A 26566-nucleotide genomic window follows, 5' to 3' on the forward strand; every position below is an offset into this window, starting at 1 on the left:
CGAGGAGCGGAGCGAGCGCGGAAGCGACCCACCGGTGAGGAGGCCTCGGCCCGATGAGCGACCGGCTCGCCGTCCGCAAGACCTACAAGCTGTACGTGAACGGCGCCTTCCCGCGCTCGGAGTCCGGCCGCACCTTCGAGGTGACCGACGCCAAGGGGGCGTTCCTCGCCAACGCCGCCTGGGCTTCCCGCAAGGACGCGCGGGACGCCGTCGTCGCCGCCCGGGCCGCGTTCACCAAGTGGTCGGGCGCCACCGCCTACAACCGCGGCCAGGTGCTGTACCGGGTGGCCGAGGTGATGGAGGGCCGGCACGCCCAGTTCTGCGAGGAGGTCGCGGCCGGCGAGGGCCTGTCCTCGTCGAGGGCGCGTGCCGCCGTGGATGCCGCCATCGACCGCTGGGTCTGGTACGCGGGGTGGACCGACAAGCTCGGCGCCGTCCTCGGCGGGGCCAACCCGGTCGCCGGGCCGTACTTCGACTTCTCGCTGCCCGAGCCCACCGGCGTCGTCGCCGTCCTCGCACCGCAGCGCTCCTCGCTGCTCGGCCTGGTCAGCGTGCTCGCGCCCGTGCTCGCCGGCGGGAACACCGCCGTCGTCGTCACGTCGCGGACCCGGCCGCTGCCCGCCGTCACGCTGGGCGAGGTGCTCGCGACCAGCGACGTCCCGGCCGGGGTGGTCAACCTGCTCACGGGGGACGCCGGCGAGCTCGGCCCGTGGCTGGCCGAGCACGACGACGTCGACGCCATCGACCTCACCGGGGCCCCCGCGGAGCGCGCGATGGAACTGGAGCGCCTCGCCGCGGGCAGCATCAAGCGGGTCGTGCGGCCGCCGGCCGACGAGCCGGACTGGTCGGCCGACCCGGGCCTGACCCGGCTGACGCCGTTCCTGGAGACCAAGACCGTCTGGCACCCCATGGGCCTCTGAACGGCCCCGTGCGGAGGCCCGCCGCGAGCTTGCGAGCGGTGCGGAGGACGGGGTCCACCATCGGGCAGGATGGGGCGCGTGGCCCGGCCCAGCATCGTCCCCATCGCCCTCACCGTCGACGACCGCACCGGCTTCACCCTGTGGGCTCCACCGTGGGAGGAGGACGGCGAGGAGTGGCAGGCCTTCCTCGGCACGTCCGAGGACGACCGGGCCCGGGTGCACCTCTTCCCGACGCCCGCCGCGCTGGCCGCGTTCTGCCGCACCCGCACCGACCACGACCTCGCCGACCACCCGGTCTGGCCGGTCGTCGTCGGGCTGGGCCCGGGGGACCTCACGCCGGATGACGACCACCGCTACGACCTCGACGGCGTCTACGACATCGCCGCCGAGAACCCGGACCGGTGGGCGGTGGAGGAGCTGGCCGCGACGATCGACATCGTCACCCGGCTGGCCGAGTGCCTCGACGTCGAGGACGACGACGAGGACGACGACGAGGACGGCGAGCTGAGCGACGCCGACGCCGGCGCGGACGTCGACGACGACATCGAGCTGGAGCGCCGGCCGGACGGCGCCGTCGCCCGGGGCGGGGAGTTCGGTGCACTCGCCGAGCTGGTCGCGCGCCCGGAGATCGGGTCGCTCGGCCTGGGCGTCGAGGCGTTCATCGGCCGCTCCGGCGAGGACGCCTGGGTCGGCGTCGGCGGCGCCCTGGACGACCTGTGGGAGGACGTCATCGAGGAGCTCGGCGCGCACCTGGACTGGACCGGGGGCGGCACCGTCTCCCTCGACGACTACCCCTCGGCGGCCGAGGCCGACGAGGACGGGTACGACGAGGACGACGACGTCGAGGACGACGCCGCGGGAGCTGCCCGCCCGGCCGGTGGCGCGACCGCGGCCTCGGCCGCGGCGGCCGGTGTGAGCACGATCGCCCGTCCCGGTCGGATCGCCGCACCGCCCGCGGAGGTCGCTCGGGCCGCGGAGTTCTGGGAGGCCGTCGGCATCCTGCCGGTGGAGGTCGTCGTGCCCGAGGGCGCCGGCCTCACGCTGCGCTGCTACGTCGAGGACCGGGCCCGCTTCCTGGGCCGCGACGGCGAGGTCTTCCTCTTCGACTCCCCCGAGGACCTCACCCGGTTCTGCCGCGGCGGCGAGGCCCACGACCTCGCCGAGATCGCCTCCTGGCCCGAGGTCACCGACACCGCCACCCCGCCGCTGCCCTCCGACCAGGACCGCTACGACCTCACCGAGCTCACCGACGTGCTGGCCGAGGTCGCCGGCGGTGCGGCCGGGCTGGTCGACCACCGGGTCCTCGCCCAGCAGGTGGAGGGCGTGCGCGACATCGCGGAGTACGCCGGGCTGACCCGCGTCGAGGAGCTGCTGCGCCCCGACGCGCCGCTCGGCCGCGCCGTCGCCCGGGGCGAGCGGGTACCGGACACCCCGCTGCGCGCCGAGGACGCCGCCGCGCTGCGCCCGGCCTGGGACGAGGTCGTCGCCGAGGTCGGCAGGGTGCTGGTCTTCCGCGACTGAACGAGGACCACCCTTCCCCCGCTCCTCGCAGGCTCGGCGCGGGACCCCGGAGGGTGGCCGCCCGTCTCTCCACCCTCCGCGAGCTCGGGACGCCGCACCGCTGCGTCGATCATGGGGTCGTTGCCGGAGGACACGCCGTCGTCCGCGCGTCCGGCTGCGACGCCCCCGTGATCGACTGCGGCTCCCGCGAGGGAGGGGGCCCGCGGAGGCACCTCCTCCGAACGGCAGCGGCCGGCCCCGGGGAACCGGGACCGGCCGCTGCCGTGTGCACCCCTCGGGACCGCCGCGCGAGCGGTCCCGGGACCGGCCCCCTGCAGGGTCCCGCCGCGAGCTCGCGGGTGGCGGGGGGCAGGGGGCCCTTCTTCAGTCCGCCGACCGCTCGGGCCGCCGGCCCTGACCGCGGTACGTGCTGGACCGCCGCTCCCCGCGCTCGCCGTAGGGGCGCTCGCCGTTCCCGCGGGAACGCTCGCCGTAGGGGCGATCGCCGTACGCCGGGCGGTCGCCGTCCCGGCGCGGACGCTCCCCGTGGGGACGACGCGGCCGGTCGCCGTCGCGGCGCGGACGGTCGCCGTCCCGGCGGGGACGCCGGCCCCCGGGCCCACCGGAGGGACGCCGGGACTCGCGCACCGGGCGCTCCACCGGCTCGACGTGCACGCCGCTGGCGACGAGCTCGGCGATCGGGGCGTCGCCCGGGCGGATCCGGGAGACGACCGGGTCCACCTTGGCCTGGCGGAACCGGCGCTTGGCCTGGCCCACCTGGTCGGGCAGCAGCAGCGAGACCACGACACCGCCGGCGCCGGCGCGGGCCGTACGGCCCGAACGGTGCAGGTAGGTCTTGTGGTCGGCCGGCGGGTCGTAGTGCAGCACCAGCGAGACGTCGTCGACGTGGATGCCGCGGGCGGCGACGTCGGTGGCGACCAGCACCGGGCTGCGGGCGTCGGTGAACGCCTCGAGCGCCCGGCGGCGAGCACCCTGCGGCAGCCCGCCGTGGATGGCCTCGGCCTTGATGCCGGCCGCCTGCAGGTTGCCGGCCAGCCGGTCGGCACCGAGCTGGGTGCGCACGAAGACGAGGGTGCGGCCCGGCCGCGCGGCCAGCTGCTCGGTCACCGCGACCTTGTCGCGGAAGGCCAGGCTGTAGGCGAGGTGCTCGGCCGGCGGGGCGTCGTCCCCGGGGCGCTTGACCTCGTGCCGCGCCGGGTCCTTCAGGTAGCGGCGGACCAGGGTGTCGACCTCGCCGTCCAGCGTGGCCGAGAACAGCAGCCGCTGGGCGTCGGGGCGGGTCTGGTCGAGCAGCTCCTGCACGACCGGCAGGAAGCCGAGGTCGGACATGAAGTCGGCCTCGTCGATGACGGTGACCTCGACCTCGTCGAGGGTCGCCTCGCCCTGGCCGATCAGGTCCTGCAGCCGGCCCGGGGTGGCGATGATGACGTCCACGCCGCGGCGCAGCTGCTGGATCTGCCGGTACATCGAGGCGCCGCCGTACACGGTGGTCAGCTGCACGCCGATCGACTGCCCGAGCGGCGCGAGGTTGTCGTGCACCTGCTGGGCCAGCTCGCGGGTCGGCACGAGGACCAGCCCGCGCGGGGCACGCCGGCCCCGCTGGACGTCGGCACCGAGGCGGGCGAGCAGCGGCAGCCCGAAGGCCAGCGTCTTGCCCGAGCCGGTGGCGGCCTTGCCCAGCACGTCGCGCCCGGCGAGGGCGTCGGGCAGGGCGGAGGCCTGGATGGCGAAGGGGTGCCGGATGCCGCGCCGCTCGAGCGCGGTCACCAGCTGCTGGGGCAGGCCCAGCTGGGCGAAGGTCGGGCCGGCCTGCTCGGCCGGGGCCTCGACCTCGGGGGTCTCAGGAGTGGTCTGGACGTCGACAGTGTCGAACGTGGTCATGCGGGTGTGGGACTCCGATGCTTCTCGGCGCGCGTCCCGTGGTGGTGCGCGGACACCGTCGACCGGCGTCCTCACTGGCGATCACTGCGTCAGGGGACGCTGCGGATCTGCACGGATGCGCTCATGCCCGGACGGACCGTCCGGGAGGATGACCGGCGAATGCCGGTGCACCCAATCTAGCAGCGCGGACCGCTCGGGCATTCCGGCCGTGATCAGGCTCGCAGCGCCGCGTACCCCGGGCGGACGACGTCGGCCAGCAGCCGGGCCCGCTCCTCCTCGGGCAGGAACGCGGCGGCCACGGCCCGCTCGGTCACCGTCTGGACGTCGTCCCAGCCCCAGCCGCAGGTGCGCGCCACGTCGGTGAGCTCGCTGGTGACCGAGACGCCGCTCATCAGCCGGTTGTCGGTGTTGACGGTCACCGCGAAGCCGAGCCGGTGCAGCCGGCCGACCGGGTGCGCGGCCAGGGACGGGTAGGCGCCGGTCTGCACGTTGGACGACGGCGCGACCTCCAGCGGCACCTGCGCGTCGAGGACCCGCTGCGCCACCGGGCCGAGGGTGCCGTCCTCGGCGACCTCGTCGGCGATGCGCACGCCGTGCCCGAGCCGCTCGGCGCGGGCGCCGTCCAGCGCGGCGACGATGCTGTCGATGCCGGCGGCCTCGCCGGCGTGCACGGTGCGGTGCGCCCCGGCGCGGTCCAGCAGCGCGATGGCCGAGGGGTGCCGGTCGGGTGGGAAGCCGATCTCCGGGCCGGCCAGGTCGAAGCCGACCACGCCGTCGTCCCGGTGGCGCACCACCAGGTCGGCCACCTCGTCCCACCGGTCGGCCTGCCGCATGGCGCACAGCAGCGTGCCGACCGTGATCGGCGTCCCTGTCCCGGCTGCTTCGGCGCTGCCCTTCGCGAAGCCGTCGAGGATCGCCTCGACCGCCTCCTCGATCGGGGTGCCCTGCGCCGTCAGCAGCTCGGGGGCCATGCGCACCTCGGCGTACACGATGCCGTCGGCGGCCAGGTCGAGCGCGCACTCGCGGGCCACCCGGCTGACCGCCTCGGGGCGCTGCATCACCGCGACGGTGTGCGAGAAGGTCTCCAGGTAGCGCACCAGCGAGCCGGAGTCGGCGGCTTGCCGGAACCAGCGGCCCAGCGCGTCCGCGTCGCCGGCGGGGAGGTCCCGGTAGCCGACCTCGTCGGCGAGCTCGAGCACCGTCTGCGGCCGCAGCCCGCCGTCCAGGTGGTCGTGGAGCAGGACCTTGGGAGCGCGGCGGATCGAGTCGGCGGTCAGCGGTGCGGGCACCCTCCCATTCTCGTCAGCGGGGTCCGCCCGCTTGAGCCGGGGAGTCAGCCCTCGCGGTCCTGCCAGCGGAAGGTGAGCGCGCAGAGCACCAGCCCGGCCACGCACCACAGGCCGAGCACCAGCGCGACGGTGCCGAGCTCCCAGGACCCGGCCGGCTCCCGGGCGGCCAGCGCGTCGGGGAGGAACACCGAGCGCAGGCCCTGGGCCAGCCACTTGACCGGGAAGACCGCGGCGACGTCCTGCAGCCAGCCGGGCACCTGGTCGAAGGGCAGGAAGACGCCGGAGACGAACTCGAGCACCAGCGCGACCGGGGTGACCGTCGCCGACGCCGACCGCCCGTTGCGGGCCAGCGTCGAGACGACGATGCCCAGCAGCGTGCAGGCCGCCGCACCCAGCACCGACACCCAGGCGAAGGTCAGCCAGTCGGCGCCCGAGGGCAGGTCGATGCCGTACACGAGGACGCCGGCCAGCAGCAGCAGCGCGATCGTCGCGACCGTCACCGCGAGCACCTGCACGACCTTGCCGACGAAGTAGGCGCTGGCCGGCATCGGCGTGCCCCGGAGGCTCTTCAGCGTGCCGTCCGACCGCTCCCCGGCGATGTGGATCGCCATGTTCTGCAGGCTGGCGCCGACGATGCCGGCGGTGATGACCCCGGCCATGAAGTACTGCGGGAAGTCGACCCCGGCGCCGAGGTCGTAGTCGAGCACCGCGCCCAGGCCCAGCAGCAGGATCACCGGGAAGACGAGGGTGAAGACGACCGACTCGCGCTGGCGGAAGAACTCCTTGAGCTCGACGCCGGCGCGGGTGAGGTGAGCCCGGCCTGTCGGGGGCAACAGGGTGCCTTCCGGGGCGGCCGCGGTCACGGCGACACCTCCTCGCTCCGCGAGGCCGCTCGCGCCGCTGCTCGCTCGCCGGCGCTCGCTCACTCGGGGTCCTGCCCGATCATCTTCAGGTAGACGTCCTCGAGCGTGGGCCGGGCGACCGTCAGGTCGGGCACCTCGCCGGGGAAGCGGGCCGCCAGCTCTCGCACGAACGCGGTCGGCGTGGCGGTCTCGGCGGTGCGCCGGACGCCGTCCTCGGTCCAGCGGACGACGGCGGGTGCGGTGCCGCGCCCGCCCAGCGCGGCTGGGACGGCGACCTCCGCGAGCTGGCCGCTGGCGAGGACGCCGACCCGGTCGGCCAGCGCCTCGGCCTCGTCGAGGTAGTGGGTGGTCAGCAGCATCGTGGTGCCGAGGTCGCGCAGCGAGCGGATCAGCGCCCAGAACTGACGCCGCGCCTCGGGGTCGAAGCCGGTGGTCGGCTCGTCGAGGAAGAGCAGGCGCGGACGGCCGACGATGCCCAGCGCCACGTCCAGCCGCCGGCGCTGGCCACCGGAGAGGGTGCGGCCGCGGGCCCCCGCCTTGTCGGTGAGGCCGACGAGTTCGAGGACCTCGTCCGGGTTCCGCGGCTCGCCGTAGTACGACGCCCGCGCCTTCAGCAGCTCGCGGACCGACAGCTGGCTGTCCCCCGCGCCGGACTGGAGCACGATGCCCAGCTGCGCCTTCCAGCGCCGTCCGCCCCGCGCCGGGTCGACGCCGAGGACGCGCACGTCGCCGCCGTCCCGCTTCCGGTAGCCCTCCAGCACCTCGACGGTGGTGGTCTTGCCGGCGCCGTTGGGGCCCAGCAGCGCGAAGATCTCACCGCGGCGGATGTCGAGGTCCAGGCCGTCGACTGCGGCGCGGTCGCCGTAGCGCTTCACCAGGCCGCGGACCGAGATGGCGGCGTCCGGGTCCACCGGCTCCCTCCCGGGTCGCGCTGCGCGCGTACGAGTGGTGGGGAGGAGGGAGTCCTTCTGCACGAGGACGCAGTCTCCCACCATGCTCGTCGCGCGCCTCCGGCGCGCACCGCCTCCGACTGCCGTCCCGACCCGCGGTGAGCCCATCCCGGCACTCGTCGGGGACCCCTCCGGGGCCCGACTGCTCGCGCCGCCTCGCGGGGCGGCGCACCTCAGCCGGCCCCTCCAGGACGTCCCCGCGCGTGCGAGGGGACCCAGGAGGGCCTTCCTCATGCCGTGACGCGGTCCAGGAGGAGGGGCAGCGGCTCGTCGGCGGTGTCGACGCCGACCGCGCCCTCCAGCGCCTCCAGCGCCCGCGGGAGACGCGCGGCGTCGTCTGTGTGCAGCTCCAGCAGCGGCTGGCCGGCCACCACCTCCTCCCCCACCCCGGCGGTCCAGGTGATGCCCGCGGCGGCCGACACCGGGTCCTCCTTGCGGGCCCGACCGGCGCCCAGCCGCCAGGCGGCCACGCCGAGGGCGTAGGCGTCGAGGCGGGTCAGCGTGCCGGTGGCCGGGGCGGTCACGACGTGCTTCTCGGCCGGCTGCGGCAGCGGCGCATCCGGGTCGCCGCCCTGCGCGGTGACCATCCGCCGCCAGACGTCCATGGCCCGCCCGTTCCGGAGGGCCTCGGCCGGGTCGACGTCGCCGCGCCCGACGCCGGCGAGCATCTCCCGGGCCAGCGCGAGGGTCAGCTCGACGACGTCGGCCGGACCGCCCCCGGCGAGCACCTCCACCGACTCGGCCACCTCGACGGCGTTGCCCGCGGCGCGACCCAGGGGGCGGTCCATCGCGGTGACCAGGGCCACGGTGTGCACCCCGGCCGCCTCGCCGAGGCCGACCATCGTGCGGGCCAGCTCGCGGGAGGCCCCCGGGTCCTTCATGAACGCGCCCGAGCCGGTCTTGACGTCGAGCACCAGCGCGTCGGCGCCCTCGGCGATCTTCTTGCTCATGATCGAGCTGGCGATCAGCGGGATCGACTCGACGGTGCCGGTGACGTCGCGCAGCGCGTAGAGCTTCTTGTCCGCCGGGGCGAGGTCGTGGCCGGCGGCGCAGATGACCGCGCCCACGTCGCGCAGCTGCGCCAGGTAGGCCTCCTCGTGCACGTCGGCCCGCCAGCCCGGGATCGACTCGAGCTTGTCCAGCGTGCCGCCGGTGTGCCCGAGGCCCCGGCCGGACAGTTGCGGCACCGCCACCCCGCAGGCGGCGACCAGCGGCGCCAGCGGCAGCGTGGTCTTGTCGCCGACCCCGCCGGTGGAGTGCTTGTCGGCCGTCGGCCGGCCCAGCGAGGACAGGTCCTTGCGCTCGCCCGAGTCGATCATCGCCTGCGTCCAGGCGGCGAGCTCCCCGGGCGCCATGCCGCGGAAGAACACCGCCATGAGCAGCGCACTGACCTGCTCGTCGGGCACCACCCCGCGGGTGTAGGCGTCGATCACCCAGCGGATCTGCTCGGGGCTGAGCTGCCCGCCGTCCCGCTTGGTGCGGATGACGTCGATCGCGTCGAAGGCGGTCACCGGCCGGCCGCCTTCGCCAGGTCGTCGGGCCCGAACGCGTCGGGCAGCACCTCGCGCATCGGCACGATCCGGGCCGTGGTGGGTGAGGACTTGGACACGGTCTCGATGAGCATCTCCGGCCCGCCGTGCTCCCACAGCAGCTGCCGGCACCGCCCGCAGGGCATCAGCGGCTGCCCGTCCCCGCCCACGCAGGCCACGGCCACCAGCCGGCCGCCGCCGGTGCGGGCGAGGTCGCTGACCATGCCGCACTCCGCGCACAGGCCCAGCCCGTAGGAGGCGTTCTCGACGTTGCAGCCGGTCACGACGCGGCCGTCGTCCACCAGCCCGGCCACGCCCACCGGGAAGCGGGAGTACGGGGCGTAGGCGTGCGTCATCGCCTCCCGGGCGGCGCCGCGCAGCGCCTCCCAATCGACGTCCACTAGTGCTCTCCTCGTCGGTAGACCAACCCGTCGGCCTTCGGCATCCGCAGGCGTTGGGAGGCCAGCGACAGCACGAGCAGCGTGGTCAGGTGCGGGGTGAAGAAGACGATGCCCTCGGGCAGCCGGTCGATGGTGAGGAAGCCGACCAGCGCGGCGACGGCGAAGACCCCGGCCAGCACCGCCTGCACGAGCTTGCGGCGCACGGCCTGGTACACCGCCACCCCGGCGAGCAGGACGGCGATGAGCAGCAGCAGGGCGACCACCGCGGTCTGGCTGCGCAGCTGCAGGGCGTCGGCGAACCCGAACAGGCCCGCGCCGGCCGCGAGCCCGCCGGGCCGCCAGTTGCCGAAGATCAGCGCCGCCAGGCCGATGAAGCCGCGGCCGCCGGTCTGCCCCTCGCGGTAGATGCCGGCGACGAACACCAGGAAGACGCCGCCGAGGCCGGCCAGCGCGCCGGAGATGACCACGGCGAGGTACTTCAGCCGGTAGACCGGGACGCCGAGGGAGTCCGCCGCGGCCGGGTTCTCACCGCAGGACCGCAGCCGCAGGCCGAACGCGGTGCGCCACAGCAGCAGGTAGGACACCGGGATCAGGAGCACGGCCAGCAGGGTGAGCAGGCCGACGCCGTTGGTCAGCCCGCGCAGCAGGCCGGCCAGGTCGCTGACCAGGAACCAGTGCTGGCGCTCGAGGTCGCCGAGCAGGTCCGGCCCGGAGGACAGCACCGGCAGCGAGAAGGACGGCGGGTCGCTGGCCAGGGACGGCGACTGCGTCGGGCCGCCGCCGGTGTCCTCGGTGAACAGCAGCTCGGACAGGAAGCGGACGACGCCCTCGGCGAGGATGTTGATCGCCACGCCGGAGACGACGTGGTCGACGCCGAAGGTGACCGTGGCGATCGCGTGCAGCAGGCCGCCGGCCGCGCCGAACGCCACGCCGCCGACGACCGCGCCGACCCAGCCCCACTGGTAGCCGGCCCAGCCGGCACCCCAGGTGCCGAGGATCATCATCCCCTCGAGGCCGATGTTGACCACGCCCGCGCGCTCGGACCACAGTCCGCCGAGGGCGGCCAGGCCGATGGGGACGGCGAGCAGCAGCGCCGCCGAGAGGGTCGACGACGAGGTGAGCTCCACCTCCCCGGAGACGACCCGGACCAGCGAGAACAGCACCCACAGGCCGACGAGCAGCCAGAGCACCCGCCGGGCGCGGCCGCCGCCGGTGAGCAGGTCGGTCAGGGGGCCCCGGCTGGGCCGGCCGGTGCGGGTCGCTGCCGTGGTGCTCATGCCGGGGTCCCCGCGGAGACGTGGAGCGCCAGCGGAGCGTCTTCGTGGGGTGCGTTCATGCCTGCACGTCCTCAGGGGTGCCGGGGACACCGGTGCGGACCCGCTGCCCGCCGTCCGGAGCGGTGGGCGGTGGGGCGGCGTCGTCCCCGTCGGCCTGCGGGCCGGGGCCGGCGGACGCGCCGGCCCGCTCGGCCGAGCGCAGCGCCAGCCGGCGGGCGATCTCGTTGGCGATGACGACGGCGAGCACGATCGTGCCCTGGATGATCGTCACGACCGAGGACGGGATGTCGGCGAACTGCAGCGGCAGCGCGGCCCGGTCGAGGAAGGCGAACAGCAGCGCGGCCAGCGCGATGCCGAGCGGGGTGCTGCGGCCCAGCAGCGCGACCGCGATGCCGAGGAAGCCGAGCCCGGCGGTGAACTCGGTGCCGTAGTCGTACTGCGAGCCGAGCAGGTCGGGCAGGCCGATCAGCCCGGCGATGCCGCCGGAGATGAGCATCGTCTTCACGACCATGCCACGGGCGTCGACGCCGCTGGCGGTGGCCGCCGAGGGCGACAGGCCGGTGGCGCGCAGGTCGAAGCCGAAGCGGGTGCGCTGGAGCACCACGGCCACGACGACGCCCACCACGAGGGCGACCAGCAGGAAGCCGTACAGGCCGCTGCGCGGTGCGGCCAGCCCCAGCGCGGTGAGCAGCCCGTTGAGGCTGGGCACCCGGCCGGACTCGGGGATCTCCGCGGTGGTGATGATCGAGGCGCCCGGCGGGCTGCCCCGCAACGGGCCGGTGAGCAGGAACGACGCCAGGCCCAGGGCGATGAAGTTCAGCATGATCGAGCTGATGACCTCGCTGACGCCGCGGGTCACCTTGAGCACGCCGACGATCCCGGCCCACAGCGCGCCGACGACCATCGCCGCGACCACGATGAGCAGCACGTGCAGCGGACCGGGCAGGGCGACGGCCGCGCCCACCGCGGCGGCCAGGATGGTGGCCAGCCGGTACTGGCCCTCGACGCCGATGTTGAACAACCCCATCCGGAACGCGACCGCCACCGCCAGGCCGGCGAGGAACAGCGGCACCGCGCGGTTGAGGATCACCACGATCGACTGCACCTGCTGCGAGGGGCTGTCGCCGAGGTCGACCATCACCCCGAAGGCCTCGAGCGGGTCCTGCCCGATGAGGGCGATGACCAGCGCGGAGATCACCAGCGCGACGAGGACGGCGAGCACCGGGCCGAGCAGGGAGAGCCCCACCCGGCGGACGAGGCCGCTCATGCCGCACCCGCCGTCGTCCGCGCGCCGGTCATGTGCCCGCCGAGCTCCTCGGGGGTCACCTGCCGCGGGTCGAGGGTGGCCACCAGCCGGCCGCGCAGCATCACGTGCAGCGTGTCCGACAGGCCGATCAGCTCGTCGAGGTCGGCCGAGATCAGCACGATCCCCAGCCCCTCGGCGCGGGCGTCCTTGAGCAGTTCCCAGATCACCGACTGGGCACCCACGTCGACGCCGCGGGTCGGGTGGGCGGCGACGAGCAGCCGCGGCCGTGCGCTCATCTCGCGCCCGACGATCAGCTTCTGCTGGTTGCCACCGGAGAGGGCGACGGCGAGGGTGTCCGGGCCGGGGGCGCGGACGTCGTACTCGCGCATGATGCGGGCGGTGTCGGCCCGGGCACCGCGGCGGTCGATGAACGGCCCCTTGACGGCCGGCGGGCGGGTCTGGTGCCCGAGGATGCGGTTCTCCCACAGCGGCGCGTCGAGCAGCATGCCCTGGCGGTGCCGGTCCTCGGGGATGAACCCCACCCCGCTCTCCCGCCGGGCACGGGTGCTCCAGGCGGTGACGTCCTCCCCGCCGAGCAGCACGGAGCCGGCGGTCAGCGGGCGCAGCCCCATGATCGCGTCGACCAGCTCGGCCTGGCCGTTGCCCTCGACGCCGGCGATGCCGACGACCTCGCCCTCGCGGACGGTGAGCGTCACGTCGTCCACCACGGGGCGCTGGCCGCCGTCGGTGACCGTGACGCCGACCAGCTGCAGCACCGGGGTCTCGCGGACGGTGGACTCGCGGGTCTCCGGGGTGGGCAGCTCGGCGCCGACCATCAGCTCGGCCAGCTGCTTGGCCGTCGTCGTCCGCGGGTCGGCGGTGCCGACGGTGGTGCCGCGCCGGATGACCGTGATCGAGTCGGCGACGCGGCGCACCTCGTCGAGCTTGTGCGAGATGAAGATGACCGTCAGGCCCTCGCGTTTGAGCTCGGCGAGGTTGCCGAACAGCTCGTCGACCTCCTGCGGCACGAGGACGGCGGTCGGCTCGTCGAGGATCAGGATTCGGGCGTCCCGGTAGAGCACCTTGGCGATCTCCACGCGCTGCCGGTCACCGACGCCGAGGTCCTCGACGAGCGCATCGGGCCGCAGGCCCAGGTTGTAGCGCTCGGAGATCTCCTCGATCCGGCGGCGAGCCCCCGCGCGGTCCAGCCGGCCGCGCTTCGTCGGTTCGCTGCCCAGGATGACGTTCTCCAGGACGGTGAAGTTGTCGGCCAGCATGAAGTGCTGGTGCACCATGCCGATGCCGGCGGCGATGGCGTCCGAGGGGCTGCGGAACTGGACCGGCCGGCCGTCGACGAGGATCTCGCCCTCGTCGGGGCGGTGCTCGCCGTAGAGGGTCTTCATCAGCGTCGACTTGCCGGCGCCGTTCTCCCCTACGATGGCGTGCACCTCGCCACGGCGGACCCGCAGCTCGATGTCCCTGTTCGCCACCACGCCCGGGAAGCGCTTGGTGATCCCGCGCAGTTCGACGGCGAGGGGGACGTCGCCCGCCGCCGCCGAGCTCTCCGCTGGCGAGTCCGCTGGGGTCATGCCGGCATCTCCTCGCTGTGGACCCGCCGGTGGGCGGGAGGTCACTACGGACGGCACCGGCGTGCGGGATCAGCCGCTCCACCGGCGCTCGGGGCCCGAGGGCCGTGGGTATGGTGCCCCACCTGCCGGGCCCCGGCCGAGCCCGGGGCGGCCCTGGAGCACCGCGGGCCCGGGCGTCTCCCGCCCGGGCCCGCGTCGCAGGGTGGTCCATCAGTGCGGGAACACCCGCACGGGTGTCACTCGACCGTCGTCGGGACCGTGATGGTGCCGTCGATGATCTGCTGCGAGTACTGCTCGATGTCGTCCTGGATGTCGTCGATGAAGCCGCCCGACGTGGCCAGGGCGATGCCCTCGGTGGACAGGTCGTTCAGGACGTCGCTCGCGCCCTGGACGTTGCCCTCGGAGTAGTCGTTGATGAACTGCTCCACCGCGTTGTCGACCCGCTTGAGCATCGAGGTCATGATCACGGCCTGCAGCGCGGGGTCGGTGACCGTCTGGTACTGGTCGGAGTCGACGCCGATCGCCCGGTTGCCGGAGGCAGCGGCGGCCTGGAAGACGCCGATGCCCGAGCCGCCCGCGGCGTGGTAGACGATGTCGGCCCCGGCGTCGTACATGCCCTGCGCCACGATCTGGCCGCGCGCGGGGTCGTTGAACCCGGAGAAGTCACCGGCCGGCGAGATGTACTGCCGGTCGACGCGGATCTGCGGGTTGACCGTCTGCGCACCGGCCACGTAGCCGGCCTCGAACTTCTGGATCAGCGGGCTCTGCACGCCGCCGACGAAGCCGATGTGGGCGGCCTCGCTCTTGAGCGCGGCGGCGACGCCGGCCAGGAAGGAACCCTGCTCCTCGGCGAAGATCAGGCCGGTGACGTTGTCGCCCTTGGCGCCGTCCTCGTTGGAGCCGTCGACCTGCGCGAAGGTGGTCTCCGGGAACTGCGGGGCGACCTCGGCGATGACGTCGTCGTAGTTGAAGCCGACGGCGATGACCGGGTTGAAGCCCTGCTCGGCCAGCTGGGTCAGCAGCTCGGCGCGGTTGGACGCGTCGTCATTGGGGCTGAGCTCCTGCAGCTCGCCGTCGAGGGCCTCGACGGCCGTCGAGGCACCGGCGTAGGCGGAGTCGTTGAACGACCGGTCACCACGGCCGCCGGTGTCGTAGGCCAGGCCGACGCGCAGCTCCTCGGCGGCGGTGCCGCCACCGCCCTCACCACCACCACCGCCGCCGGTGGGCTCGTCGCTGGCACAGGCTGCCAGGGCCATGCTGCCGGCCAGCAGCACAGCCATGGCCTGGGCGCTGGCCTTCATCCTCCGCGCTCGGCGCAAGACGGTCTCCTCTCTGGAGGAACGGGCCGCACGGACGCGGCGGCCGCTCCCGGTGGGTCGGGGTCGTGCGCGACTGCCGGCGGACGCCGGTCCGCACAGCGCGCGACGACGGCACGCTAACCGCGCCCGGCGGCTGCGCCGAACCCCGCGTGGGAGACCGAGACGGGATCGTTGCCTACACCCCGACCGCAGTGGCCTGCGCCACCCACCGACCCCGGGTCGGGGGCTAGCGTGCCCGCCATGCGACGACCGGTGGCACGGCTGGCCGCCGCGGTGCTGGCGACGGGGCTGCTGTTGGGCGGCGCGGGGCCCGCGGTGGCGGAGGACGCCCGGCCCACCGCCGACCCGTCCGCGCCCACGCCCACCGCACCTCCGCCCGGCGGACCACCCCAGGGCAGCGGGCCCGGCGGGGTGACCGTCGGCGGTGAGGAGCTCGACACCCGCGGCACCGTGGCGGTCGACCGAGCTCCCCCGCTGCCGGACGAGGTGGTCGCACCCGGATGGCTGGTGGCCGACGCCGGCAGCGGCGCGGTGCTGGCCGCCCGCGACCCGCACGGCCGCTACTACCCCGCCAGCACGCTCAAGGTCCTGACCCTGCTGACCCTCCTGCCGAGGCTGGACCCCGCCGAGGTCGTCGAGGGCACGGTCGAGGACGAGGCGGTCGAGGGCAGCCGGGTCGGGCTGGTCGCCGGTGGGCGATACCCGGTGTCCCTGCTGTTCCAGGCGCTCGTGATGCAGTCGGGCAACGACGCGGCCGGCGCCCTGGCCCGCGCCGCCGGCGGCACCGAGGCCACCGTGCGCGCCATGAACGAGGTGGCCGAGTCGATCGGTGCCTACGACACCGTCGCAGGGACGCCGTCCGGGCTGGACGTGGCCGGCCAGTCCTCCTCGCCCTACGACCTCGCGCTGGTCTTCCGGCGGCTGGTCGAGGACCCGGACACGGTGGCGCTGCTGCGGACGACGCTCGCGGAGATGCCCGCGGTCGAGGGCCGCTCCCCCGGCTACCAGATCCAGAACCAGAACCCGCTGGCCGGCACACCCGGCAACCTGGGCGGCAAGACCGGGTTCACCGACGCCGCCCGGCACACCTTCGTCACCGCCGCCGAGCGCGACGGCCGGCGGCTGGTCGTCAGCGTGATGGGCACCGAGAGCGTGCCGCTGCGCGCTGCCGACCAGGCCGCGCTGCTGCTGGACTGGGGCTTCGCCGTCCCGTCCGGCACCACGGGCGTGGGCCGCCTGGTCGACTCCGCCGCCGACGTCGTCCCCCCGGGGCTCCCCGCCCCGTTCCCCGGACCGGCCGCGGTGGCCGCCGCGGCGGCGCCTGCGGCCGCGGACGACGGCCGGTCCCTGCTGGTGCCGGTGGCGCTGGCCGTGACCGCCACGGGCATCGTCGTCGCCACGGTGGTCGGTGTCCGCCGGGCGGTGTACGTGGTGCCCGCGCCGGTCAGCCGGGCGCCGGAGCGCCCCGGCCGCCCGCGGCCGGGGCCACCGGCTGGCGGCCCTCGGCCACCACGCGCGCGTCCCCCTGCACCTGGGGCAGGGTCGCCGTCCACGCGGCGGTGAAGAACGCGAACCGGCAGACGACGTTGATCCAGATCAGGATGCCGACGGCGCCGCCGAACGCCGACGCGGTCACGCTGCCCGAGATCATGGACAGGTAGAGGCTGCCGACGAGCTTGAGCACCTCGAGGCCCGCCGCGCCGAACAGCGCGCCGGGCAGCAGTCGGCGCAGCGGGTAGGAGGTGGAGGGCACCACCCGCAGCAGCCACAGGAAGACGACGACGTCGGTGACGACGGCCAGGCCCAGTCCGAGCACCGCGGTGAGCAGGAACAGGCCCGGCGCCCGTTCCAGGCCCAGCGCCTCCAGCGTCCACGACGTGGCGCGGGTGACCCCGCCGGTGAGGCCGAGGCTGAGCAGCCCGGCGAGACCGAGGGCGGCCAGCGCCAGCAGGTCCTGCAGGTTGTCGCGGAGGAACTCCGGGTCGTCGACGCGCCCCTTCCAGATGCGCTCCATGCCCAGCCGCAGCTTGTCCATGGCGCGCAGCCCGGCGTAGAGGAAGCCGACGAGGCCGATGAGTCCGGTGAGCCCCGCGGAGCCGACGGCGCCGTTCAGCTCGTCGGTGATCATCCCGCCGGTCGGGCCGGGGAAGCTCTCCCGGATGGTGGCGTAGAGCTCCTGCTGCAGCAGCTCGTTGCCCGCGAGGACCAGCCCGATGACCGACGCGACGAGCAGCAGCACCGGCACCAGGCCGAGGAAGACGAAGTAGGTGACGCCCGCGGCCATGAGGTCGCCCTGGGTGCGCTGGTAGCGCCCGCCGGCGCGCGCGAGGTGGTCGAACCACGGGAGGCGGCGGCGCAGGCGGGTGACCCGCCCCTGCCAGCGGCCGGGCAGCTGGGTGACCCGCGACCAGCGGCCGTTGCCCGGCTGGTCCCCCGTGCGCACGGGTTGCTCGGTCCGGGTGGCACTCACCCGCCCCAGTCTGCGGGCAGTCCGCGCCGGGCGCGCCCCGGCCCCCTGACCGACGGCCAGGATCCCGCCTCGAGCCCGGTGACGTACCGGAACGGCCCCCTGCCGGGTCCCGCCGCGAGCCTGCGAGCGGTGGGGAGCAGGGGGTCCTTTCTCAGTGCGGCGGGCCGGTGAGGGGGTACTCGCGGGCGATCACCCAGGCGCCGTCGGGCGCCTGCTCGAACTCGGTGAAGTGCTCGACCCGGAACTCGGCCGAGAGGTCGGCCAGTCCGCAGTAGGCCAGGTCGAGCATGTCACCGGGGACGTCGTGGGCCACGGTCACGTGCGGGTGGTACGGGTAGGACAGCGACCGGGCCAGCGGCCCGCGACGGACGTCGTTGGCGATCAGCTCGCAGTTCCCGATGCCGCGGGCCACGGCCACGAACACGACCGCCGAGACCGGCGCGAACGTGCCGGTGCCCGACAGGTGCATGTCGAACGGCGGGTGCTCGGCGGCCACCTCGGCCAGGTGTGCGGTGATGGCCGGCCGGTGGGCCACCGGCACCTCGGTGGGCGGCAGCAGCGTGACGTGCGGCGGCACCGAGTTGGCCTGCGGGTCGCCGACCTTGGCCCGCCAGTCCACGAACAGCTGCGACCACGGCTCCGGGATGGGGACGACGACGCCCAGGACCGCGGTCTGCTCGGCGCGGCGGCTGCGCGGGACGAAGGTGTCGTCGTTCACGAGGGCGCTCCCGCGGGTGGCAGGAAGCCGACCTTGTCGTACACGTCGGCGACCGTGCGGGCGGCGACCTCCCGGGCCCGGGCCGCGCCCTGCGCCAGGATCCGCTGCAGCTCGGCGGGGTCGTCGAGCAGCTCCTGGGTCCGCTGCCGGACCGGCGTCACGAAGTCGACGACGACCTCCGCCAGCTCCTTCTTCAGGTCGCCGTACCCGCGGCCGGCGAACCGCTCCTCCAGCTCGGGGACCGACGTGCCCGACAGCGCGCTGTGGATGGTCAGCAGGTTGGTGATCCCCGGCTTCTCCACCGGGTCGGCCACGACCTCACGGCCGGTGTCGGTGACCGCCGAGCGGATCTTCTTGGCGGTCACCTTGGGGTCGTCGAGCAGGAACACGCAGCCGGCCGGCGGGAGGCTCTTGCTCATCTTCTTGTCCGGGGACTGCAGGTCCATGACCCGCGCCGCCCCCTCCGGGATGATCCCCTCCGGCAGGGGGAAGGTGTCGCCGAAGCGGCCGTTGAACCGGGTCGCGAGGTCGCGGGTGAGCTCCAGGTGCTGGCGCTGGTCGTCACCGACCGGCACCTGGTCGGCCTGGTAGACGAGGATGTCGGCGGCCATCAGCACCGGGTAGGTGAACAGCCCGACCGTGGTGCCCGATGTGCCCTCCCGCTGGCTCTTGTCCTTGAACTGCGTCATCCGGCCGGCCTCGCCGAACCCGGTCAGGCACTCCAGCACCCAGGACAGCTGCAGGTGCTCGGGCACGTGGCTCTGCGCGAACAGCGTGCTGCGCTCGGGGTCGACGCCGAGGGCCAGCAGCTGGGCCGCCGAGACGAGGGTGTTGCGCCGCAGCTCCGCCGGGTCCTGGGCGACGGTGATCGCGTGCAGGTCGACGACGCAGTAGAAGGCCTCGGTGGTCTCCTGCAGCCGCACCCACTGCCGCAGCGCGCCCAGGTGGTTGCCGAGGTGGAAGGAGCCCGCCGTCGGCTGGATGCCGGAGAGCACACGGGGAAGAGGCACGACGGCCATCAAACCAGCCGTTCCCGCACCGTGGGACCGCACGCCCTGAACGCCCTCGTCACCGGCGGCGGGTCAGGCCACCGGCGCCGTCGAGCGGACCTGGTCCAGCGCGGCGAGGAGGACGTCGTCCTCCTCGGGCGTGCCGACGGTCACCCGGATCCCCTCCCCGGCGAACGGCCGGGTGATGACCGCCCGGGACTCCAGCGCGGCAGCGAGCCCCGCGGCCTCCTCCCCCACCGGCAGCCACACGAAGTTGGCCTGGCTGTCGGACACGTCGAGGCCGCGGTCGCGCAACGCCGCCGTGAGCCGCTCCCGCTCGGCGGTGACCGCGGCACAGCGCCGGCGGACCTCGTCCTCGCTGGCGAGCGCCGCCACCGCGGCGGCCTGGGCGAGCGTGGAGACGCTGAACGGCACGTGCGTCCGGCGCACGGCCTCGGCGACCGCCGGGTCCTCGGCCACGAGGTAGCCGACCCGGAGCCCGGCCAGCCCCCAGGCCTTGGAGAAGGTGCGCAGCACGGCGACGTTGGGCCGCCCGCGCATCAGCTCCAGCCCGTCGGGGACGTCGGGGTCGGTGACGAACTCGCGGTAGGCCTCGTCGAGGACGACGAGGGTGTCGGCGGGGACGGCGTCGAGGAAGCGCTCGAGCTCCGGCCGGCGCACCGCCGTCCCGGTGGGGTTGTTCGGGTTGCAGACGAAGACGACGCGGGTGGAGTCGTCGACCGCGGCGGCCAGCGCCTCGAGGTCGTGCGTGTCGGCCGGGCCGCCCGGGCGGCCGGGCACCAGCGGCACCCGGATCGAGCGGGCGCCGGCCACCTGGGCCAGCAGCGGGTACATCTCGAACGACCGCCAGGCGAAGGCGATGCTCGTGCCGGGGTCGTTGAACGACTGCGCCAGCTGCTGGCAGAGCATCACCGCCCCGCAGCCGGTGACCACCTGGGCGGGGTCGACGCCGTAGCGCCGGGCCAGGGCGGAGGTGAGGACGACGGCGCCGTTGTCGGGGTAGCGGTTGCTCTCCGCCGCCGCGGTGGCCAACGCCTCCACGACGGCCGGCAGCGGCGGGAACGCCACCTCGTTGCTGGCCAGCTTCACCGCCCGCTCGACACCGATCTCCCGCGCGAGGTCGGCGGGGTTGCGCCCCGGCCGGTAGGCGGGCAGCTGCTGCACCGCCGGTCGTGCGCTGACCACGTCCGGACCTCCTGACCGCGCCTCCGCACCGCGGCGGTGGCTGGCCGGGCGCGGATCTAGGGTGGGCGCATGCGCGTTCTCGTCGCCGGTGGGGCCGGCTACATCGGCAGCGTAGTCACGGCAGCCCTCCTCGAGGGCGGGCACGAGGTGACCGTCCTCGACGACCTCTCGACCGGGCACGCCGACGCCGTCCCGTCGGGTGCCACGTTCGTGCAGGCCTCGCTGCACGACTCCGCGCCGGTCCTGGCCGAGGTCCGCCCCGAGGCGGTGCTGCACTTCGCGGCGAAGAGCCTGGTCGGCGAGTCGCAGGTCAAGCCGGAGATCTACTGGGACACCAACGTGTCCGGGTCGCTGGCGCTCCTGGAGGCGATGCGCGCGGCCGACTGCCGCCGGATCGTCTTCTCCTCCACCGCGGCCACCTACGGCGAGCCCGAGCAGGTGCCCATCCGTGAGGACGCCCCCACCCGGCCCACCAACACCTACGGCGCCACGAAGCTCGCCGTCGACGCGATGCTGACCTCCTACGCGGCCGCGTACGACTTCGCGGCGGTGAGCCTGCGCTACTTCAACGTGGCCGGTGCCGCGTACGGCCTCGGCGAGCGGCACACGACCGAGACCCACCTCATCCCGATCGCGCTGCAGGTGGTGGCCGGCCAGCGGGAGCACCTGACGATCTACGGCGAGGACTACCCCACCCCCGACGGCACCTGCATCCGCGACTACATCCACGTCGAGGACCTCAGCGACGCCCACCTGCTCGCGCTGGGCGCGCCGTCCCCCGGCGAGCACCGCATCTACAACCTGGGCAACGGCACCGGTTTCTCGGTGCAGCAGGTGATCGACGCCGTCCGTGAGGTCACCGGGCACCCGGTGCCCGTCGAGGTCGGTCAGCGGCGGGCCGGGGACCCCGCGCAGCTGGTCGCCTCCAGCGACAGGATCCGCGGCGACCTGGGCTGGACGCCGAAGCACACCGACCTGACCGGCATCGTGCGCGACGCCTGGGAGACCGCGCAGAAGCGCGCCTGAGCCGGCACCGTCCCGGGTCCCGCCGGCCTCGTCCCGGGTCCCGCCCCGAGCCCGCGGAGGGCGGCGGGGACGGGGTCCTTCACGGGCCGACCGTGCTGGTCGACACCTGCGCCGGGTCGACCTCCGGCTGCGGCGCGCGGCTGACCGAGATCCGTGCGATCCGCCGTCCGTCGAGCTCGAGGACCGTCAGCGTGCGCCCCTCGACCTCGACGCTGTCGCCGACGACGGGCAGCCGGCCGAGCTCGGCGAGCACGTAGCCGGCGACGGTCTCGTAGGGCCCCTCGGGCAGCTGCAGCCGGGTCGCCTCGCGGAAGTCGTCGAGGTTGAGCAGCCCGTCGACCTCCTGGGGGCCGTCCGGCCGCTCGTCGCCGCCGTCGACGACGACGTCCTCGTCGTACTCGTCGTAGATCTCCCCGATGACCTCCTCGATGAGGTCCTCGAGGGTGACGATGCCGTCGGTGCCGCCGTACTCGTCGACGACGATCGCCAGGTGCTGGTTCTCCCGGCGCATCTCCGACAGGGCGGTGAGGACGCCGGCGGTGCCCGGCAGCCGCTTGACCTCGCGGACCAGGTCGCCGACGGTGGCCGCGCGGCCGGCCGGGTGGTTGGGCAGGAACAGGTCGCGCACGTGCACGAAGCCCAGGACGTCGTCCTCGTCGCGGCCGACGACGGGGTACCGGGAGTGGCTGGAGTCGGAGACCTGCTTGGCCGCGCGACTGGTGGTCATCGACGCCTCGAGGAAGTCGACCTCGGTGCGCGGCGTCATGACCTCGCGCACCTCGCGGTCGCCGGCCCGGAACACCTCGCCGATGAGGCGGCGCTCGTCGGAGCTCAGCGACTCGTGCGCGGTGACCAGGTCGCGCAGCTCCTCCTGGCTGATCGACTCGCCGCTGGCCCCCGGGTCGCCACCCAGCAGCCGGACCAGCAGGTTGGTCGACTTCGACAGCAGCCAGATGACCGGACGGGACAGCTTGGCGATCGCGTTGAGGGGTGCGGCGACCAGCAGGGAGAAGCCCTCGGCCCGCTGCAGCGCCAGGCGCTTGGGGGTCAGCTCGCCGACCACCAGGGACAGGTAGCTGATCGCGATGGTGACCAGCACGAAGGCCAGCGTGCCGGCGAGGCCCTCCCGCATGCCGAGGTCGACCAGCCAGTCGGCGAACGGCCGGGAGAGGGTGCTGGCACCGAACGCGGCGGAGAAGAAGCCGGCCAGGGTGACGCCGACCTGGACGGCGGCGAGGAAGCGGTTGGGGTCGCTGAGCAGGCGCTGCACGGCCTTGCCGCGCCGTCCGCCGTTCTCGGCCATCGCCCGCACCTGGGACTCGCGGAGCGAGACGAGAGCGATCTCCGCCCCGGAGAAGGCGCCGCCGATCAGGACGAAGGCGACGACCATCACGATGTTGAGCCAGACGTCGCTCACCGGCGGCGTGCTCCTGTCGAACGGGGCAGTGGGACGACGTCCATGCTGCCCGCTCGGCCTCGCCGGAGCACCATCCGGGCCGGGTGGACCCGCCCACGGAGACCTCGGCCACAACCCCCTGCCGATCACGCTCCGCGTACGTCTACTCTTGCCAGAGTAACGATTCGTGATCTAGCACCTGGTGAGGCACCCTCGTGCACCACATGCCGGCGGGTCCGCCGCTCTCGTACCGCATCGCCGCAGCGCTCTCCCGGTGGGCTCGTCTGCTCCGGCTCGCGCGCCTGCTGCCCCTGCTGTTCGTGGTCGGCGCCGTCGCCACCGTGACGGTCGGGGCGCCGATGGTGTCCGGCGCCGTCACCAGCTTCACCGACCCGGTGGCGCTCGAGTCGACCGCGACCCCGGCGGCCAGCGGTCCGGAGGCGGCGGGTCCGGGTGGGTCGTCGTCCTCCGGCGGATCGGCCGACGCGCCGGCCGTGCCGACCGGGGACGTGCCGGCGCCGGAGACCGCCGACGCGTTCCCCGCTCCGTCGGCGGCGGAGGTGCTGTCGCCGGTGGTCCCGACGGCGCCCGCCGGCTCGGCTGACGGGTCCGCGGACGAGCCGGCCGGGACCGCTCCCGTCGAGGAGCCGGCCGCCGCTGCCACGTCCGGGCCCGCGTCCGAGGCCGAGTCCAAGGCCGAGGCCGAGGCCGCTGACGAGTCCGGGGCCGAGGCGCCCGCCACCACGGCGGAGGCCGCACCGGTGCCGGTGGCGCGGGCCGCCGCCCCGGCCGACCCCGGCGCGGAGACCGCGGTGCTCGCACTGGTCAACGAGGCGCGCCGCGGTGCCGGCTGCGGTGCCGTGACCGCCGACCCGGCGCTGGCCGCGGTGGCGCGGGCGCACAGCGCGGACATGCGCGACCGCGACTACTTCTCGCACACGAGCCCGGAGGGTCTCTCCCCCTTCGACCGGGCCGAGCAGGCCGGCATCGACTACTCCCGGGCGGAGAACATCGCCTTCGGCCAGGCCGACGCGGACGCGGTCATGGAGGCCTGGCTGGAGAGCCCGGGCCACCGCGCCAACATCCTCGACTGCGGGCTGACGAAGCTCGGCGTGGGCGTCGCCGAGGGCACCGGCGGCCCCTGGTGGACCCAGCTCTTCGGCGCCTGACCCGTCGCCCGGGCGACTCCGGGGAAGCAGCCACTAGGGGTCGGCTGCGCGGCGGCCGCCGTACGCAGCCGCGCGTGGTCGACCACTCGCCCGGCGAGCAGCACGTCCAGTGCCACGACGCCCTCCAGCAGCGGCTCGGTGCGCGCGATGTCGAGCGGCGTCCGGACGGGCGTGGTGCACGAGTGACCACGCACCTCGGTGACGTCGGAGACGGGAAGGCCCACCCGACGGACGCGGAGACCGGCAACGGGGCCGGAGCGGACGTCTGCGGGCACCGACACCTCCACCGGCGCTTCGGAGCTCGACTGGGGTGAGCAGGCCCGGCGCGACGACGTCCCCCTGCGGAAGACGCGGCCGCGGAGGGCGGCAGGACGGCGGGCCGGAGGCACTCGGGGAGCCTGCCGTGCTCGGCGAACCCGCGCTGCCGCCGTCCACAGGCCGTGCAACTCCGGGGAACGTGCTGCCGCGACGCCATCCCAGGGCGCTCCTGCGATCAGTCGCCCGCCCGGGTCGCCCACCGGGGTCGCCCGCGAACGCACGGCGGCCCCCTCACCGCGAGGTGAGGGGGCCGCCGTCAGAGCCGAGGGGTCAGCCCATGGCCTTCTGCAGGTTGCTGTCGATGGCCGCCAGGAAGTCCTGGGTGGTCAGCCACGGCTGGTCCTTGGAGATCAGCAGCGCGAGGTCCTTGGTCATCTGGCCGCTCTCGACGGTGTCGATGCAGACCTTCTCCAGGGTCTCGGCGAACCGGGTCACCTCGGGGGTGCCGTCGAGCTTGCCGCGGTGGGCCAGGCCCCGGGTCCAGGCGAAGATCGACGCGATCGGGTTGGTCGACGTCTCCTTGCCCTGCTGGTGCTGCCGGAAGTGACGGGTGACCGTGCCGTGCGCGGCCTCGGCCTCGACGGTGCGGCCGTCGGGGCTCATCAGCACCGAGGTCATGAGCCCCAGCGAGCCGAAGCCCTGCGCCACGGTGTCGGACTGGACGTCACCGTCGTAGTTTTTGCAGGCCCAGACGTAGCCGCCCTCCCACTTGAGGGACGCCGCCACCATGTCGTCGATGAGCCGGTGCTCGTAGGTGATCCCGGCCTGCTCGAACTGGTCCTTGAACTCGGACTCGAAGACCTCGGCGAACAGGTCCTTGAAGCGGCCGTCGTAAGCCTTGAGGATCGTGTTCTTGGTCGAGAGGTAGACCGGGTAGCCGCGCTGGAGGCCGTAGTTCATCGAGGCCCGCGCGAAGTCGCGGATCGACTCGTCGAGGTTGTACATCGCCATCGCGACACCGCCGCCGGGCGACTGGAACACCTCGTGCTGGATCGGCTCGCCGCCGTCCTTGGGCTGGAAGGTGATCGTCAGCGTCCCCTCGCCCGGGAACCTGAAGTCGGTGGCCCGGTACTGGTCACCGAAGGCGTGACGGCCGACGACGATCGGCTTGGTCCAGCCCGGCACCAGCCGCGGCACGTTCTGCATGATGATCGGCTCGCGGAAGATGACGCCGCCGAGGATGTTGCGGATCGTCCCGTTCGGGGACCGCCACATCTTCTTGAGCCCGAATTCCTCGACGCGGGCCTCGTCGGGGGTGATCGTCGCGCACTTGACGCCGACGCCGTGCTTCTTGATCGCGTTGGCGGCGTCGACGGTGATCTGGTCGTCGGTCTCGTCGCGCTTCTCGATGCCCAGGTCGTAGTACTCGAGGTTGACGTCGAGGTACGGGAGGATCAGCTGGTCCTTGATGAACTGCCAGATGATCCGGGTCATCTCGTCGCCGTCGAGCTCGACGACGGTGCCCTCGACCTTGATCTTCGCCACGTGCGGGTCCCTCTCTACATGCTCCGAGCCGGTTCGGCTCAGAGGTCGGCTACGTCGGCCTGCTTGGCGCGCACGGCCTCGGCCGCCTCGCGCAGCCCGGCCAGTTCGTTCTCGGTCAGGTCGCCCTCGACCACCCGGCGCACGCCCTCGCGCCCGAGCTCGGCCTCCACGCCGAGATAGACGTCGGAGATGCCGTACTGGCCCTCGACCCAGGCGCAGACGGGCATGACGGCGCCGGAGTCCTCGATGACCGCGCGGGCCATGCGGGCGGCAGCCGCGGACGGCGCGTAGTACGCCGAGCCGGTCTTGAGCAGCGCCACGACCTCGGCTCCGCCGTTGCGGGTCCGGTCCACCAGCTGCTCGATCCGGTCGGCGGGCAGGACGTCGGCCAGCGGCTTGCCGTCCACGGTGCACCGCGAGGGCACCGGCACCATGGTGTCGCCGTGCGAGCCGAGGGTCAGGGTGCGCACCGAGGCGACCGGCACGCCGAGCTCCTCGGCGACGAAGTGGCTGAACCGGGCGGTGTCGAGCATGCCGGCCTGGCCCATCACCCGGTTCTTGGGGAAAGCGGTGGCCAGCTGGGCGAGCGCGGTCATCTCGTCCAGGGGGTTGGAGACCACGATGACGACGGCGTCCGGCGAGGTCCGCGCGATGTTCTCGGCGACCTGGCGGACGATCTTCGCGTTGGTCTCGATCAGGTCCATCCGGCTCATGCCGGGTTTGCGCGGCAGGCCCGCGGTGATCACGACGACGTCGGAGCCCTCGGTGCCCTCGTAGGACCCGCCGCCGACACCGACGACCTTGGTCTCGAATCCCTCGATGGGCCGGGACTGGTTCATGTCGAGGGCCAGGCCCTCGGGCTTGCCCTCGACGATGTCGGTGAGCACGACGGTCTCGAACACGTCGTACTCCGCGAGACGGAGGGCGGTGGTCGAGCCGTAGAACCCGGCACCGACGACGGTCACCTTGCCGTTCCTGGGCTGCTCTGCCATGGCGGCCAACCT

At 74.2% G+C, this 26566-nt stretch carries 22 protein-coding genes; 5 read left to right on the plus strand and 17 right to left on the minus strand.

Features of this window, described 5'->3' with window-relative positions; all coding sequences use genetic code 11:
* The first annotated feature begins 53 nt into the window (after positions 1-53).
* Together ACWIX3_RS00570 and ACWIX3_RS00575 are read left to right on the plus strand one after the other, a co-directional pair.
* The gene (locus ACWIX3_RS00570; protein ID WP_448610163.1) at positions 54-920 is read left to right on the plus strand and encodes an aldehyde dehydrogenase family protein; all 867 of its coding nucleotides are present in this window, start codon (positions 54-56) and stop codon (positions 918-920) included.
* Positions 921-989: 69 nt separating this feature from the next.
* Positions 990-2441 carry a hypothetical protein gene (locus ACWIX3_RS00575; RefSeq protein ID WP_448610164.1) on the plus strand — a complete coding sequence of 484 codons (1452 nt, stop codon included), beginning with the start codon at positions 990-992 and terminating at the stop codon, positions 2439-2441.
* A 363-nt stretch (positions 2442-2804) separates the two neighbouring features.
* Here ACWIX3_RS00575 and ACWIX3_RS00580 read toward each other — a convergent pair whose 3' ends face one another.
* From ACWIX3_RS00580 to ACWIX3_RS00625, 10 genes are all read right to left on the minus strand, one after another.
* Complete coding sequence (locus ACWIX3_RS00580; protein WP_448610165.1) at positions 2805-4322, minus strand: DEAD/DEAH box helicase; 1518 nt, start codon at positions 4320-4322, stop codon at positions 2805-2807.
* 212 nt (positions 4323-4534) lie between these two features.
* Positions 4535-5611 (minus strand): adenosine deaminase, encoded by a 1077-nt coding sequence (locus ACWIX3_RS00585; RefSeq protein ID WP_448610166.1) that lies wholly within the window; start codon positions 5609-5611, stop codon positions 4535-4537.
* Between the two features lie 44 nt (positions 5612-5655).
* Positions 5656-6474 carry an ABC transporter permease gene (locus ACWIX3_RS00590; protein WP_448610167.1) on the minus strand — a complete coding sequence of 273 codons (819 nt, stop codon included), beginning with the start codon at positions 6472-6474 and terminating at the stop codon, positions 5656-5658.
* A gap of 59 nt (positions 6475-6533) precedes the next feature.
* On the minus strand, positions 6534-7385 hold the full coding sequence (locus ACWIX3_RS00595; protein ID WP_448610168.1) for an ABC transporter ATP-binding protein: 852 nt from the start codon (positions 7383-7385) through the stop codon (positions 6534-6536).
* Between the two features lie 269 nt (positions 7386-7654).
* Entirely contained in the window at positions 7655-8935 is a 1281-nt protein-coding gene (locus ACWIX3_RS00600; protein ID WP_448610169.1) for a thymidine phosphorylase, read from the minus strand.
* Entirely contained in the window at positions 8932-9354 is a 423-nt protein-coding gene (locus ACWIX3_RS00605; RefSeq protein ID WP_448610170.1) for a cytidine deaminase, read from the minus strand. The genes ACWIX3_RS00600 and ACWIX3_RS00605 overlap by 4 nt, the downstream gene beginning before the upstream one ends.
* A complete protein-coding gene (locus tag ACWIX3_RS00610) occupies positions 9354-10631 on the minus strand; it encodes an ABC transporter permease (protein WP_448610171.1) in 1278 nt (425 codons plus the stop codon). The genes ACWIX3_RS00605 and ACWIX3_RS00610 overlap by 1 nt, the downstream gene beginning before the upstream one ends.
* 55 nt (positions 10632-10686) lie before the next feature.
* Positions 10687-11898, minus strand: coding sequence for an ABC transporter permease (locus ACWIX3_RS00615; RefSeq protein ID WP_448610172.1), 1212 nt, complete (start codon positions 11896-11898; stop codon positions 10687-10689).
* A complete protein-coding gene (locus ACWIX3_RS00620; RefSeq protein WP_448610173.1) occupies positions 11895-13466 on the minus strand; it encodes an ABC transporter ATP-binding protein in 1572 nt (523 codons plus the stop codon). The genes ACWIX3_RS00615 and ACWIX3_RS00620 overlap by 4 nt, the downstream gene beginning before the upstream one ends.
* Before the next feature lie 236 nt (positions 13467-13702).
* The gene (locus tag ACWIX3_RS00625; RefSeq protein ID WP_448610174.1) at positions 13703-14785 is read right to left on the minus strand and encodes a BMP family lipoprotein; all 1083 of its coding nucleotides are present in this window, start codon (positions 14783-14785) and stop codon (positions 13703-13705) included.
* Positions 14786-15025: 240 nt separating this feature from the next.
* Between ACWIX3_RS00625 and ACWIX3_RS00630 the strand changes: the two genes are divergently transcribed.
* Complete coding sequence (locus ACWIX3_RS00630; RefSeq protein WP_448610175.1) at positions 15026-16348, plus strand: D-alanyl-D-alanine carboxypeptidase family protein; 1323 nt, start codon at positions 15026-15028, stop codon at positions 16346-16348.
* Here ACWIX3_RS00630 and ACWIX3_RS00635 read toward each other — a convergent pair.
* The 4 genes from ACWIX3_RS00635 to hisC form a co-directional block, all read right to left on the minus strand.
* The gene (locus ACWIX3_RS00635; protein ID WP_448610176.1) at positions 16230-17255 is read right to left on the minus strand and encodes a YihY/virulence factor BrkB family protein; all 1026 of its coding nucleotides are present in this window, start codon (positions 17253-17255) and stop codon (positions 16230-16232) included. The genes ACWIX3_RS00630 and ACWIX3_RS00635 overlap by 119 nt on opposite strands.
* Positions 17256-17406: 151 nt before the next feature.
* Positions 17407-17973 (minus strand): 2'-5' RNA ligase family protein, encoded by a 567-nt coding sequence (locus ACWIX3_RS00640; RefSeq protein WP_448610177.1) that lies wholly within the window; start codon positions 17971-17973, stop codon positions 17407-17409.
* On the minus strand, positions 17970-18992 hold the full coding sequence (trpS, locus tag ACWIX3_RS00645; protein ID WP_448610178.1) for a tryptophan--tRNA ligase: 1023 nt from the start codon (positions 18990-18992) through the stop codon (positions 17970-17972). The genes ACWIX3_RS00640 and trpS overlap by 4 nt, the downstream gene beginning before the upstream one ends.
* Before the next feature lie 63 nt (positions 18993-19055).
* On the minus strand, positions 19056-20168 hold the full coding sequence (hisC, locus tag ACWIX3_RS00650) for a histidinol-phosphate transaminase (protein ID WP_448610179.1): 1113 nt from the start codon (positions 20166-20168) through the stop codon (positions 19056-19058).
* A gap of 69 nt (positions 20169-20237) precedes the next feature.
* On the opposite strand from hisC, the gene galE reads away from it, so the two are divergent.
* On the plus strand, positions 20238-21194 hold the full coding sequence (gene galE / locus ACWIX3_RS00655; RefSeq protein WP_448610180.1) for a UDP-glucose 4-epimerase GalE: 957 nt from the start codon (positions 20238-20240) through the stop codon (positions 21192-21194).
* Positions 21195-21273: 79 nt separating this feature from the next.
* Here galE and ACWIX3_RS00660 read toward each other — a convergent pair whose 3' ends face one another.
* Positions 21274-22611, minus strand: coding sequence for a hemolysin family protein (locus tag ACWIX3_RS00660; RefSeq protein ID WP_448610181.1), 1338 nt, complete (start codon positions 22609-22611; stop codon positions 21274-21276).
* A 203-nt stretch (positions 22612-22814) separates the two neighbouring features.
* Between ACWIX3_RS00660 and ACWIX3_RS00665 the strand changes: the two genes are divergently transcribed.
* Positions 22815-23759 carry a CAP domain-containing protein gene (locus ACWIX3_RS00665; RefSeq protein ID WP_448610182.1) on the plus strand — a complete coding sequence of 315 codons (945 nt, stop codon included), beginning with the start codon at positions 22815-22817 and terminating at the stop codon, positions 23757-23759.
* 588 nt (positions 23760-24347) lie between these two features.
* On the opposite strand, the gene ACWIX3_RS00670 is transcribed toward ACWIX3_RS00665, so the two are convergent.
* Together ACWIX3_RS00670 and mdh are read right to left on the minus strand one after the other, a co-directional pair.
* The gene (locus ACWIX3_RS00670; RefSeq protein WP_448610183.1) at positions 24348-25562 is read right to left on the minus strand and encodes an NADP-dependent isocitrate dehydrogenase; all 1215 of its coding nucleotides are present in this window, start codon (positions 25560-25562) and stop codon (positions 24348-24350) included.
* A gap of 38 nt (positions 25563-25600) precedes the next feature.
* The gene (mdh, locus tag ACWIX3_RS00675; protein ID WP_448610184.1) at positions 25601-26554 is read right to left on the minus strand and encodes a malate dehydrogenase; all 954 of its coding nucleotides are present in this window, start codon (positions 26552-26554) and stop codon (positions 25601-25603) included.
* Positions 26555-26566 lie beyond the last annotated feature (12 nt).

The sequence above is a fragment of the Geodermatophilus sp. URMC 60 genome (assembly GCF_053502585.1).